This is a genomic window from Aurantibacter sp. (assembly GCF_039941195.1).
Lineage (GTDB): Bacteria > Bacteroidota > Bacteroidia > Flavobacteriales > Flavobacteriaceae > Aurantibacter_A.
The window spans coordinates 43,959-57,274 of record NZ_JBDVFA010000062.1 but is presented as its reverse complement, the minus strand read 5'-3'; the positions used below and the strand labels follow the sequence as shown (position 1 = coordinate 57,274).

General features: G+C 33.9%; 12 protein-coding genes. 11 read left to right on the top strand and 1 reads right to left on the bottom strand.

The window, feature by feature from the left end; all coding sequences use genetic code 11:
- The 9 genes from ABJF52_RS10815 to ABJF52_RS10775 form a co-directional block, all read left to right on the top strand.
- The coding region (locus ABJF52_RS10815) for an NAD(P)/FAD-dependent oxidoreductase (RefSeq protein ID WP_348149906.1) at positions 1-641 on the top strand (641 nt) is incomplete at its 5' end.
- A 10-nt stretch (positions 642-651) separates the two neighbouring features.
- Positions 652-1,518 (top strand): AraC family transcriptional regulator, encoded by an 867-nt coding sequence (locus ABJF52_RS10810; RefSeq protein WP_348149904.1) that lies wholly within the window; start codon positions 652-654, stop codon positions 1,516-1,518.
- A 212-nt stretch (positions 1,519-1,730) separates the two neighbouring features.
- On the top strand, positions 1,731-2,576 hold the full coding sequence (locus ABJF52_RS10805) for an enoyl-CoA hydratase/isomerase family protein (RefSeq protein WP_348149902.1): 846 nt from the start codon (positions 1,731-1,733) through the stop codon (positions 2,574-2,576).
- Positions 2,577-2,704: 128 nt separating this feature from the next.
- Positions 2,705-3,688 (top strand): zinc-dependent alcohol dehydrogenase family protein, encoded by a 984-nt coding sequence (locus tag ABJF52_RS10800; RefSeq protein WP_348149900.1) that lies wholly within the window; start codon positions 2,705-2,707, stop codon positions 3,686-3,688.
- A 223-nt stretch (positions 3,689-3,911) separates the two neighbouring features.
- Positions 3,912-4,991, top strand: a complete 1,080-nt coding sequence (locus ABJF52_RS10795) for a bestrophin family ion channel (protein ID WP_348149898.1) — start codon at positions 3,912-3,914, stop codon at positions 4,989-4,991.
- 70 nt (positions 4,992-5,061) lie between these two features.
- On the top strand, positions 5,062-5,856 hold the full coding sequence (locus ABJF52_RS10790; RefSeq protein ID WP_348149897.1) for an SDR family NAD(P)-dependent oxidoreductase: 795 nt from the start codon (positions 5,062-5,064) through the stop codon (positions 5,854-5,856).
- A gap of 111 nt (positions 5,857-5,967) precedes the next feature.
- Positions 5,968-6,588 carry a MarC family protein gene (locus ABJF52_RS10785; protein WP_348149895.1) on the top strand — a complete coding sequence of 207 codons (621 nt, stop codon included), beginning with the start codon at positions 5,968-5,970 and terminating at the stop codon, positions 6,586-6,588.
- A gap of 68 nt (positions 6,589-6,656) precedes the next feature.
- Positions 6,657-7,253, top strand: coding sequence for an NAD(P)H-dependent oxidoreductase (locus tag ABJF52_RS10780; protein WP_348149893.1), 597 nt, complete (start codon positions 6,657-6,659; stop codon positions 7,251-7,253).
- A gap of 3 nt (positions 7,254-7,256) precedes the next feature.
- A complete protein-coding gene (locus ABJF52_RS10775) occupies positions 7,257-9,134 on the top strand; it encodes a monovalent cation:proton antiporter-2 (CPA2) family protein (RefSeq protein ID WP_348149891.1) in 1,878 nt (625 codons plus the stop codon).
- A gap of 76 nt (positions 9,135-9,210) precedes the next feature.
- Here ABJF52_RS10775 and ABJF52_RS10770 read toward each other — a convergent pair whose 3' ends face one another.
- On the bottom strand, positions 9,211-10,149 hold the full coding sequence (locus tag ABJF52_RS10770; protein ID WP_348149889.1) for an endonuclease/exonuclease/phosphatase family protein: 939 nt from the start codon (positions 10,147-10,149) through the stop codon (positions 9,211-9,213).
- Positions 10,150-10,403: 254 nt separating this feature from the next.
- Here ABJF52_RS10770 and ABJF52_RS10765 point away from each other — a divergent pair, with 254 nt between their 5' ends.
- Positions 10,404-11,717: a DEAD/DEAH box helicase gene (locus tag ABJF52_RS10765; RefSeq protein WP_348149887.1), complete on the top strand. Its 1,314-nt coding sequence runs from the start codon at positions 10,404-10,406 to the stop codon at positions 11,715-11,717.
- Between the two features lie 47 nt (positions 11,718-11,764).
- Positions 11,765-13,312, top strand: a complete 1,548-nt coding sequence (locus ABJF52_RS10760; protein WP_348149910.1) for an SDR family oxidoreductase — start codon at positions 11,765-11,767, stop codon at positions 13,310-13,312.
- The last annotated feature ends 4 nt before the right edge of the window (positions 13,313-13,316 follow it).

Sequence of the window (13,316 nt, the reverse complement as noted above, 5' to 3'; positions counted from 1 at the left end):
AAGGTATTGAAAAATTTGAAGGTTCCGGTGTGTATTACAGTGCTACTTCTATGCATGCGAATATGTGCAAGAACAGTGAAATTGGTATTGTTGGCGGTGGTAATTCTGCAGGGCAAGCAGCGTTGTTCCTAGCAAACTACGCACACAAAGTATATGTGATAATCAGAAATGAGGACATTGGCGCTAAAATGAGTGATTACTTGGTACAACGCATTATTGCATGTGAAAACATCCAAGTTTTGACGAGCAGTAATGTCGTTCATGTTGATGGCGACACTTATTTGGAAAAGGTTGACATCAAGAAAAATGAAAGCTTGGTTGATAATAATATTAATTATCTTTTCACTTTTGTAGGAGCAAAACCGTGCACCGAATGGCTACATAATATTATAGATACCGATGAAAAAGGCTTTGTTCATACAGGATTAACAATTTGTGATAATGCCTTAAGTTGCGAAGCGGAATATGAACATAGAAAACCGTACTCTTTTGAAACAAGTCAACCCGGACTTTTTGCCGTTGGCGATGTACGTTCAGGTTCTGTTAAACGTGTAGCATCAGCAGTAGGTGAGGGCTCTATTGTGGTGAGCGATATCCATAAGTTTTTAGCTATGGAGAATCAACCCAAAACTGTAAAATAACCATAGAATCATGCCAAGAACTATCATCGAGAATATCGTTATCGCCCAATACAAAGACCAAACCTTTTTTGAGTTTTGTAAGTACACTACCATTCGTTTTTTTGAAATTGTTTATTTTGAAAAGGGTACGGGGACGATTAAAATAAATGGTAAGACTATAAGCTATTCTTCTAACAGTATTTTTGTTTTTATTCCCGATGATATTTATATCGTAAATCCTGAAACGGCAACTTCAACCATTGCAATAAAGTTTTTAAAGAGTTTCTTTAGAAGTACATCTCCACAAAATGTAAATCTTCCCGTGAACGATTGGTTCCGTAAAATTGAGGAAATCTTGAATAGTGAAAGTCACCAACTTCGCGAAATGCAATTCGAAACCGATGCCGATAGGTCTCACTTGGTTTCTTTGGTAAATATGGTGGCTACGGAATATCTGAACAAACAATCCTTCGATATATTTATCATTCAGAATTCATTGTCCGTTATTCTGCACCTTATTGCAAGAAACATTCAATTTATAAACACTTCAGAATCTGTAAAAGAAGTAAAATCATCTAAAATTCAGCAAATCATAAATTACATTCATAGTAATATATATAATTCTGACTTGCTACACACCAAGAATTTGGCGGAAGAATTTCACATGGCGGACAATTATATTAGTGAATACTTCAAAAAACATACAGATGTATCATTGAAAAAATACATCATCAACTACAAATTAAAGCTCGTTGAAACCCGATTGAAATATACCGATTTACAGTTTTCTGAAATTGCTATAGAACTCGGTTTCACAGATTCGAGTCACTTGAACAAAACCTTCCAAAGTTATAAAGGGATGACGATTGGGGCTTATAAAGCTAGTATATCGGCATAACTAACTTTTAAAATACATTTAAAGTCAGTATTAGTATCGGTTTCATAGCATCGGTACTAATACTGACTTTTTTATTATAGCTACCTAAAAAAATACCATTTACCTCATTTTTTACCAAAAGCACTTTGTTTTTTACCCATTTGAAAGTGTATGTCCAAGATACCTTTGTACTGTAATTAATACTGAATACAAATCAACTAAAACATACCATTATGAACTACAAGAACTTTCAAACATTTACAGCAGAACAAAAAGGAGCAATTTTAACAGTGGACATCAACTTCGGACCAGTAAACGTACAGGGACAAGAAATGTTAGCCGATTTAAGCAGCTTATGTTTACGATTAGAACGAGACAGAACAGTAAAAGTAGTGGTGTTTGAATCTTCAAATGAAGGATATTGGGTATGTCATTATGATACCGATTTATTAAAAGATTTATCTACGGAAGCAGTACCAAGAAACGAAATACAGTTATTAGACTTACAATCTGTTTTAGAACGATTAAGTAATGTACCACAAGCTACCATCGCAAAAATTGAAGGATTTGCAAGAGGAGGCGGACACGAAATGGCATTGGCATTAGATATGCGTTTTGCTGCACGTGGAAAAGCAACTTTCATGCAAATGGAAGTAGGAATGGGTATTTTACCTTGTGGTGGCGGAGCTTCGCGTATGGCAAGACAAGCAGGATTAGGAAAAGCATTAGAAATTATTTTAGGTGCAAGAGATTGGGATGCTGATGAAGCCGAAAAATTCGGAACCATCAATAAAGCTTTAGATGCCGATAAAATTGGTGCTTATGTAGAAGCTTTGGCAGAACGTATTTCAAAATTTCCAGCAGATTCCATTGCCGCATGTAAAAGAGCAGTATATGCATCGGTAGACTTGCCAATTAAAGAAGCTTTAAAAGAGGAAGCATATCAATTATTTCAAGCAACAAGCAAAACTCCTGCTGTAAAACGTTTCCAATACGCAGATGATAACGGAGCGCAATTTGACCATAACAACCAAAAGAACTGGGAGCAAATGGTAATAGATATTCAAGAGGTGAATTAAGCACGCTATGCGCAAAACGCTTTACGCCGAACGCAGGGCGCAATCTAGAAATATGTATTAAGCGTGCCTCGCAGAGTGAATGTCGCGAAGCAAACAACGAATAACGAAATAAATAAAAGAAGATAGAAATGAAAGCAATGTTACTAAATGAATACGGAGAAAGTGCAAATTTCGAAGTGTCAGAAATAGCAAAACCAGCAATAAAAGCAAATCACGTATTAGTGAAAATAGCGGCATCAAGTGTCAATACTATTGATATGATGATTAAAAATATGGGAACGGATTTACCATTATCACCAGCTGCACCAGCCTTATTAGGTATGGATTTCTCTGGAACAGTTGAAGCTGTTGGAGAAGGAGTAGAGGACTACGCAGTAGGAGACGAAGTATTCGGTTGTGCCGGCGGATTAGCAGATTTACCAGGTACATTAACGGAATATATTGTTGCCAATAGCAGTTTAATTGGTCACAAACCAAAAGACTTGACTATGCGCGAAACTGCTGCTTTACCATTAGTAGCTATTACAGCATACGAAGGATTAACAAGAGCAGGTGTAAAAGCGGGTCAGAAAGTATTGATCCATGGTGGTTCTGGTGGTGTTGGTCACTTAGCAGTGCAATTGGCGAAGTACTTCGGAGCAGAAGTTTTTGCAACTGGGACGGGCGACAAACAAAAAGAGATTGTTGAAAAATTCGGGGCTACCTTTATTGATTATATGACGGAAAAAGTAGCAGATTACACCGCAAAATATACTGATGACGGTTTTGATGTAGTATTTGATACCGTTGGAGGTCCAAACCTTACCAATTCTATTGAAGCAGTTGCCCTAAACGGACACATTTCTACGACAGTTTCTTTATTGGAAATCGATTTAACTCCGTTGCACTTTAAGGGCGCATCATTGCACGTAGTTTTTATGTTGATTCCGATGTTGCATAACTTCAAGAGAGAAAAACACGGTAGTATTTTAGAAAAATTAGCTGAAATTTCTAACGAAGGTCACTTAACCCCGATTGTTGATGAAAATCAATTTTCATTAGAACAAGTTGGTGATGCTTATGCACACTTAGCCAGTGGTACAGCAATTGGTAAAGTTGTAGTTGAAAACTAATAATAGTTAATAAAATATGCAGTAGGATTAGAGTTGCACTCTCTAAACATGTCGATTAATATGTTTTGTTGAATGCCCCAGAAATGGGGCATTTTTAGTTTTATACCCTAAACCTTGAAAATTACCTAAACAACCATTTTTACTACCAAAAAATTACCGCTCTTCAGGCTTAAATTTGTAGTGTAATTAAATTGTATCGTAAAAAAGTAACAACCCACCAACCATGTACACAAAACCAAAATACCCCATAGCAGTTGTATTTAGATGGACTAGACGATATATTTATATGTTCTTTTTTATCTCGTTAATACCGGTAATTTTATACGAAGTTCTTGGTTTTAATTGGTTGACACTGCCATGGCAACCTATTGGACTTATTGGTACCGCTCTTGCTTTTATTACAGGTTTTAAGAACAATGCTTCTTATGACAGACAGTGGGAAGCTAGAAAAATCTATGGCGGCATCGTAAACGCATCAAGGCTTTTTGCTACAATGGTCAACGATTTTATCACCTATGAATATGCGATACATGAAAAACCAGATGAAGAATTGTTCAAAGTGAGAAAAGCAATGATTTTAAGACATGTAGCTTGGATGACCTCTTTAAGACATGCACTCAGACAAAAGAAATCATGGGAAACAGCAGCAGTTAATTCATCTGACCGTGAACATATGAAATCTATCAAGGTTATGGAGTTTGAACATTCCTTAGCCGAAGAATTAGAAGGTTATTTATCTGAAGATGAAAAAAATTATGTTTTAGGTAAAACGAATAAACAAACTGCGGTGCTGAATCTACAATCAAAACATATTCGGGAATTAAACACGGAGTGGTTGGTTGATAATTTTCGTCATATGGAATTCAAAAAGATGATTGGTGAATTATTTACACTGCAAGGAAAGTCGGAGCGCATTAAGAACTTCCCATATCCAAGACAGTTTGCAACCTTAAACTCGTTCTTTATATGGATTTTCATTATCATATTACCTATCGGACTCATGCGGGAATTCGATTTAACGGGTGCTTCATTAGTAGCCTCAGGAGCTCATAATTTCATGTATAAGCTCATAGGAGAAAATTTTGTTTGGCTTTCCATACCTTTTAGTACAATTATAATGTGGATATTCTTTGCTATGGAACGGGTAGGAGACACCTCTGAAAACCCTTTTGAAGGCATGGGTAATGATGTTCCTATTACTACAATTTCAAGAGGAATAGAAATAGATATTCGTGAGATGATTGGTGATGACAGCAACGAAATTCCTGGTCCATTACCAGAATATGCTGATACCCAAATGTAGTAAGTAAATTTAAAAATAGAATAACATTAGAAATAGTAATTTCAAAATTGTAGTTAAAAATTATAAAAAGATGAAACATATATTAGTAACAGGAAGTACAGACGGAATAGGAAAATTACTAGCGTTACGTTTAGCAAAAGAAGAGCATTTTGTTGCCATTCATGGAAGAAGTGAAGCCAAGTTAAATACGACTATATCAGAAATAAAGACCGAGTCTAACAACGAGAATGTAGTTGGTTTTCTAGCAGATTTTTCTGATTTATACGATGTAAAAAAGATGGCTGTTGAAGTCTCTGAAAAAATGCCAAAAATTGATGTGCTTGTAAATAATGCCGGTATTTTTAATAGTAAGATAGATAACACCCCTTCAGGAATTGATATTCGTTTGGTCGTAAATTACCTAGCTCCGTATCAATTTACCAATGCAATTTTGCCTTTATTAAAAAAAGCAGAAGCTCCAAGAATAGTGAATTTGAGCTCAGCGGCTCAAACCCCAGTTTCATTGGCTGCTTTAGAAGGTCAAGCAAGCCTAGGTGTAAATGAAGCATATGCGCAAAGTAAATTAGCATTGACCATGTGGAGCTTTGATTTAGCCGAGAAAGAACCAAATATTTTGATAGTAGCCGTAAACCCAGGTTCATTATTGAATACTAAAATGGCACATGAAGCATACGGTCAACATTGGTCACCTGCTGAAAAGGGAGTAGATATTTTGTACGACTTAGCAATGACGAATAAAGCTAAAACTGCATCCTATTTTGATAATGATAAAGGTGGATACGGGCAAGCTCATTCTAATGCTTATGATCATGTGAAAATCGAAGAATTAGTTGGTATCACTAATACCATTTTAGTTAACAAATAATCACCCTACTTTAAGCTAAAAAAAGATAATTATTAATTCTAATAATAAATTAAAAAAGGGTTGCATTTAATGCGACAATTCTAGTTCTTGCGAGATTAATTTTTGACCTAAATGGATAACTTAATTACATTCTCGATAGCCGTGTTTACAGGGTTCTTTGCTATAACTAACCCAATATCGAACATGACAGTTTTTGTATCGCTAACGCAAGGTGCAGACGAAAAAACGAAAAGTGATATTAATAAAAAAGCAAATTTCATTGCTTTTATTATAGTAACTGTATTTGTTTTATTAGGTAAGTATATTTTTGAGCTTTTTAATATTAGCATACCGGCATTTAAAATTACCGGTGGAATCTTGATTTTTTATATTGGATTTGAAATGCTCCAATCTAAAAAGTCAGATGTAAAGAATCTTAAAAATGTCCATATTGATGAAAATATAGCGGTCTCACCATTGGCCATTCCTATTTTAGCAGGCCCTGGAACAATTGTTACCGCAATGAACTTTGTTTCCGATGCAGAGCCAATTCATATTTTTTTAGTTATAGCTATATTTGGTTTTATGAGTTTACTAACTTATTTAACATTTAGACTTAGCGATCTTATTGTTAAAGTTGTTGGTCATAATGTTATTTCAGTTATCGGCAAAATAATGGGTTTAATTATAGCCATCATTGGAACAGGTATGATAATAACTGGAATTAAATTATCATTTAATTTAATGGTCTAATAGTACTAGAAATAAATAGTTATTTTAATCTCATTTTTATTTCCATTGTATTTCTATAGTAACCAATCATGAAAAAAATATTAATTCTATTTTCTCATCCAAAATTTGAAAAGTCGCGTGTAAATAATACACTTGTTAATCATATAAAGGATAAGGATCAAGTTACATTTCATGATTTATATGAACAATATCCTGATTTCCATATCGATGTGGCCAAAGAAAAAGAATTATTAAACCAGCATGATGTTATCATATGGCACCATCCATTTTATTGGTACAGTTGTCCACCATTAATGAAACAATGGATAGATATGGTTCTTGAATTTAATTGGGCATATGGACCAAAGGGAAAAGCATTACAAAATAAAATTTGTTTAAATGCGATAACAACAGGTGGTTCTAAAGAGGTTTATTGCTCTGAGGGATATAATAGCTTTACGGTTAAGCATTTTTTGAGACCATTTGAGCAAACAGCGAAATTATGTGGCATGACCTATTTTCCTCCATATGCGGTAATGGGGACACATAATCTATCAGACGAGTTGTTAGACACTTATACCATTACTTATGGAAAATTAATTGACTTACTGCAAGCTAATCTTACACTTAAAGATTTTGACAAACAGTCTTTTTTAAATGACATTCCACAATTAAAAACGACATAAATAATGACTGGAAGTATACTTTTTGAAGCAATTGTATTCTTGGCGGGAGCAATTATTTGTGTATCTATTGCCAAAAGATTGGGATTAAGTTCGGTTATTGGATATCTCCTAGCCGGTGTTTTAATTGGCCCCTATGTGCTAGGTTTTATAGGTAATGAGGGTGAGGATATTTTACATTTTGCAGAGTTTGGTGTGGTGATGATGTTATTTTTAATAGGACTAGAAATTGAACCTAAGAATTTCTGGAACATGCGTAAGACCATTATAGGAATGGGTGGTCTACAAGTCGGTGGCACAATGTTACTTACATTTTTTCTTTTTAGGTTTTTGGATTTCGAATGGAAAATTGCCTTAGTAATTTCAATGGCAGTAGCACTGTCATCAACAGCTATTGCAATGCAAACTATTAAAGAAAAAGGGTTAATGGGGACTACCTTTGGTACATCAGCTTTTTCAATTTTATTGTTTCAAGATATTATTGTGATATTCATGTTAGGTTTTATTCCGCTTTTAGCAAATTCAAAAGATAATGCTACTGACGAAATAAGTGAAAAAGCAAGTCTTTTAGAAAGTCTTCCCATGGGTTTTCAAACTTTAGCAATTATAGTATCCGTAGCATTAATTATAGTTGCAGGTCGCTATTTAATTGTTCCTATGTTACGAAGAGTTGCTAAAACAGGCGTACGAGAATTATTAATTGCAGCGGCATTGTTGATAGTTTTTGGAATATCGTTTTTAATGGAATATGTGGGTATCAGTCCTGCTTTAGGAGCTTTTTTAGGAGGAGTCGTATTATCTAACAGTGAATTCAAACATGAATTAGAAAGTACCTTAGAACCTTTTAAAAACCTACTATTAGGTTTGTTTTTTATGGCTGTAGGTGCTTCTATAAACTTCATAGTAATTGCAAAAAGCCCATTAACTATCGGCGGGCTATTAATTGCGGTTATTATATTAAAAGCTGTCATTTTATTTGTAACGGGTTATTTTTTTAAATTAAAATTAGATCAAAAACTACTATTGACTTTTAGTTTAGCACAAGTGGGTGAATTTGCTTTTGTTCTATTATCATTTGCTTTCGGACTCAATATTTTAAGTCAAGAACAGATGGATATAATGCTTGTAATTACTGCCCTAAGTATGTCCTTAACACCAATTATAGGAATCATAAATGAACGTATTATTCTTCCAAAAATAGGAACAAAAGAATCTGTTCAGCGCCCAATGGACCATATTGCAAAGTCTCAAAAAATAATATTGGTTGGCTTTGGTCATTTTGGAAGTACCATAGGCAGATTTTTACGTTCACATGGTGTAGAAGCTACAATATTAGACCATGACTCTAATCGCGTTGATTTCTTGCGTAAAATGGGTTTCGAAGTGTACTATGGTGATGCTACTAGAGAAGATTTATTGGAATCTGCCGGTATTGCTGAAGCCAAAATAATCATCTGCGCTAGCAATAAACTCAATGTCTCAAAAGCAATTAGTAAAATAGTGTCAAATAAATATCCACATGTTGAACTCTTGATTCGTACTAAAAATAGATATGACGCCTATGAACTATTAAATCTTGGTCATGAAAATATATATAGAGAATCACTCGATACATCATTGAAATTAGCTAGAGATGTTTTAAGTAAAATGGGCTTTAGAAAATATACCCTAAATCGACAAGTTCAGAATTTCATTAAGTATGATGAAGATAGTTTAAGAAGATTGGCCAAAGAATCTAAAAGCGATGATCAGTATATTTTTAAGGCTAAAAAAGAACTAGAACAACAAGAGAAATTCTTAAATGAAGATTTTAAAAGAGGTATCGTAGATTTTGATAATCATTGGGATAGCGAACATATCCGTAAGGCATTAAATAGGGAATAGACCTATTCTAATATTTATTAATATGCAAAATACAATCTTCACCATCAATGAAGCTAGGAATTAATCAAATACTAACTTAAAGATCTAATTGCATCCACATAGGCCTATGATCTGATATATAGTACCGTAGGTATTTTTTAAAATCAGAAATTGAGTTCTCCCAAAGTTCAGGAAAAATGGCATCATCAAAATCAAATACGCCATGTGTAACAATCTTAGACTTTATTGAAGGTAAAAAAGCAATTTGATCATACATACTATCATTAGAGATATTGGAATATACGCGTGTAGAATGTTCCGGTAATTTAAGTCCTCGTTTAATTAATGCTTCATAAACTACATCTCCTTTTTCAATCATAGGAATATTAAAATCACCCAAAGCAATTATATTTTTAGAAAATGCATTTTTAGAACCGTTCCTAAGATCTGCATATCGCCCAACTGCATAAGCTTCCAAAGCTCTTCTTTCAAGGTCTACTTTGCTTTTACCACCTGAAAAAGAATGAATAGTGATTAAAATGAATGTTTCATTTTTCCATTGGAATGAACATAAATAGGGATTTCTGTCAAAGCCAGTAAATTTAGACGTAACACCCTTTAATTTTATATAAGCATGGTCTTTAGGGGGTACAGAAATTTCACCTACAAGTTCTAACTGATTAATTAAGGAACTATCATAAATAAAAGCAGAACGCTCATTATTACCGCCTTTATCTGAAAACACCAAATTATAATTAGAGGGCATAAAAGATTCTATTGCTCGCAGTCCTACTAGGTTATCATTAACTTCTTGTATGGCAATTACATCAAACCAGTTTAGAATTTCGGCTAATATTTCATAATGGTCTTCCATTCGTATTTGAAGCCCTAAATTGGCAATATTCCATGAGCCAATTAATAATTTGTCATTGGATTTATCTGGTATATTTCGGGTTATTTTGTGGTTTCTTAAATGCTCTATTTCTGTTGCTACATTAAAAGGATGTACAAAATTCGGTTTTTCATAAGCAGGCATAACGGTACGCTTTTTTAGATTTGCTTTGGTAAGTTACCATCTATCTTATTATATTTTACAACTTTTGTACGATTGGTTATTCACCTTGTATAAATGGAAAAAAGAAGTTTTTAAAATAGGAGAAATTTTGAGCGTTTGTCAATTTTCATGCACCTATCTTTGTCCAAACTTTACTTGAACTATATTCTGAATAAGAAAGTTTAATAAGTTATACTAAAATTGATTTCAGCATCAATATAATCATCTAAAAAGTAATGGCTAATTCTATTCGTAATCAAGAAGATATACTAAAGAAATTACATATTTCTGCATTAAATCCAATGCAAAAAGAAGCACTTAATGTTATGCTTAAATCGGATGCTACAATTTTACTTTCTCCTACTGGAACTGGTAAAACATTAGCTTTTTTATTACCATTATTAGAAACGTTAGATAGTACTAATAAAGACATTCAAGCATTAATTTTAGTGCCATCTAGAGAATTAGCAATACAAATAGAACAGGTAGTACGTGCAATGGGTTCTGGTTTTAAGGTCAATGCAGTTTATGGTGGACGACCTATTTCTAAAGATAAAATTGAATTAAAGCACCCCCCCGCCATTTTAATAGGCACACCTGGTAGAATAGCTGATCACTTTAGTAGTGACCGCTATTCTAAATTATCAATAAAAACACTTGTTTTAGACGAGTTTGATAAATCATTGGAAACAGGTTTTGAAATTGAGATGAGTGAAATTATCAATCAATTACCAAACCTTAGAAAACGTATTTTAACTTCGGCCACAAATGGTGTAGAAATACCTGCTTTTGTTGGAATAGATAAGCCAGCTGTAATCAATTATCTTGAAACTAAAAAAGAATCCAATTTAGCCATTAAAACAGTACTTGCAATAGACAGCGATAAGTTAAGTACACTAGTAGAATTACTGCGACACATTGGAAATCAACCTGGTATAATATTTTGTAATTATAGAGATAGTATAGATAATGTTAGTGAATATTTAGATAAAAATAACATAAATCACACGTGTTTTTCAGGAGGAATGGAACAGCGTGATAGGGAACGTTCACTTATAAAATTTAGAAATGGTAGTTGTCAAATATTATTAGCTACTGATTTGGCAGCTAGGGGAATCGATATTCCAGAAATGAGATTTATTATTCATTTTGAATTACCAAGGGCAATAGAAGAATTTACCCATAGAAATGGTCGTACAGCTCGTGTTAATGAAAAAGGAACTGCTTATATTCTTCAAGGCAAAAATGAACGTTTACCCGAATTCATTGTAAAAAATACACCAATAGACATTTCTAAAAAAGCAAAAAATGATTCGCGAATATGGCAAACATTGTTTATTTCGGGTGGACGAAAAGATAAAATATCTAAAGGTGATATTGCTGGTCTATTTTTTAAACAAGGTGGTATTACTAAAGAGCAACTGGGTATTATTGAATTAAAACAAGATTGTGCATTTGTTGCAGTTGAACAATCAATAGCAAAAAAGCTAGTAAATAGATTGAATAATTCGCGATTGAAAAAGAAAAAAGTTCGCGTAACTTTCCTTTAAGGTTTATATTTTAAAGATAAGTTTTATATATATAATTAGGCTTAATGATGAGTAAAGAATCGAATACTGAGAACGAAGTAACCTTAGAGGAAGTTGAAAAATGTATTAATGTATTGGAACGTTTAGTTGCTAATACAAATCAAATATTTGAGATTCCTAAGGATAGAAGAACGGCCTTAATAATAGCTTCTGGTCAGTTTTCCAGACCTAGTAGAGAAGAATTTTCTCGAAGAAAGAAAGACGCTAAGAAAGCAGCTAAAAGAAAACAAGCGGCAAAAGATAGAAATGCTCGTAACCAAACAGGAATAAGATATGCTCGTGAGGCTGCTGTATTTGTAGCTCCTAAATTATTAGGGGCAGCAGATTTATCTAAAAAAGAAACACCAGAATTAGAATCTCCAAGAGATTGTTATGTGTGTAAAGCTAAATTTACTAAGCTGCATCATTTTTATGATACCATGTGTTCTGAATGTGGGGATTTAAATTATGCCAAACGTTTTCAGACTGCCGATGTAAAAGGTCAGGTCGCTGTAATAACGGGCTCGCGATTAAAAATCGGTTACCATATAACTTTAATGTTATTACGTGGTGGGGCCACCGTAATTGCTACTACAAGATTTCCAGTAGATTCCGCATTACGATTTTCAAAAGAAGCAGATTTTATGGAATGGGGGCACCGTTTAAAAATTCATGGTCTCGATTTAAGACACATTCCTAGTGTTGAGATTTTCTGTAATTATATTGAACAGAATTATGAAAAACTGGATATATTAATCAACAATGCTGCACAAACGGTACGCAGACCTGCTGGTTTTTATGCGCATTTAATGCCCAATGAAGAGCGACCTATTGAAAGTTTGCCAAAATTTGCTAAAGATTTACTTACAGATCATAATAGTTGTTTAGAAGAATTAAGTGAGTTAACAGCCGCTGCGTCATCAAATAAGAATATGCCTGTATCTTGGCACGGACCTGAACCAGGTATTGGACTACGATCTTCTGCCAAGCTATCTCAAATACCCTATAGTTTTGATGCCAGTTTGGCTACTGAAGAAGTTTTTCCAGAAAGCGAATTAGATGCTGATTTACAACAAGTAGATTTGCGAAAAACCAATAGTTGGCGATTAAAGCTAGGTGCTATTGAAACTACAGAAATGGTTGAAGTACAGCTTGTAAATTCTGTTGCGCCATTTGTGTTATGTAACCGACTATCGGAATTAATGAAAAAGGAAAATACCGGTCAGAAACATATTATTAATGTTACGGCTATGGAAGGTAAATTCCATCGTTTTTTTAAAGAATCCAGGCATCCACATACGAATATGGCCAAAGCGGCTTTAAACATGTTAACACATACAGCCTCTGGCGATTTAGCAAAATATGGAATTTATATGAACGCTGTAGATACTGGCTGGGTAACCGATGAAGATCCTGCAGAATTGGCTAAAAAGAAGCAAGAAGTACATGATTTTCAACCACCTTTAGATATTGTTGATGGTGCTGCTAGAGTAGTGGACCCATTATTTGATGGAATAAATACTGGTAAACACTGGTGTGGGAAATTTTTAAAAGATTATTTTCCAATTACCTGGTAAATTT

Bases quoted from the DNA above. Each gene is read 5' to 3' on its own strand.
- ABJF52_RS10810 (WP_348149904.1), top strand. From the start codon at position 652: ATGCCAAGAACTATCATCGAGAATATCGTTATCGCCCAATACAAAGAC.
- ABJF52_RS10805 (WP_348149902.1), top strand. From the start codon at position 1,731: ATGAACTACAAGAACTTTCAAACATTTACAGCAGAACAAAAAGGAGCA.
- ABJF52_RS10800 (WP_348149900.1), top strand. From the start codon at position 2,705: ATGAAAGCAATGTTACTAAATGAATACGGAGAAAGTGCAAATTTCGAA.
- ABJF52_RS10795 (WP_348149898.1), top strand. From the start codon at position 3,912: ATGTACACAAAACCAAAATACCCCATAGCAGTTGTATTTAGATGGACT.
- ABJF52_RS10790 (WP_348149897.1), top strand. From the start codon at position 5,062: ATGAAACATATATTAGTAACAGGAAGTACAGACGGAATAGGAAAATTA.
- ABJF52_RS10785 (WP_348149895.1), top strand. From the start codon at position 5,968: ATGGATAACTTAATTACATTCTCGATAGCCGTGTTTACAGGGTTCTTT.
- ABJF52_RS10780 (WP_348149893.1), top strand. From the start codon at position 6,657: ATGAAAAAAATATTAATTCTATTTTCTCATCCAAAATTTGAAAAGTCG.
- ABJF52_RS10775 (WP_348149891.1), top strand. From the start codon at position 7,257: ATGACTGGAAGTATACTTTTTGAAGCAATTGTATTCTTGGCGGGAGCA.
- ABJF52_RS10770 (WP_348149889.1), bottom strand. From the start codon at position 10,149: ATGCCTGCTTATGAAAAACCGAATTTTGTACATCCTTTTAATGTAGCA.
- ABJF52_RS10765 (WP_348149887.1), top strand. From the start codon at position 10,404: ATGGCTAATTCTATTCGTAATCAAGAAGATATACTAAAGAAATTACAT.
- ABJF52_RS10760 (WP_348149910.1), top strand. From the start codon at position 11,765: ATGAGTAAAGAATCGAATACTGAGAACGAAGTAACCTTAGAGGAAGTT.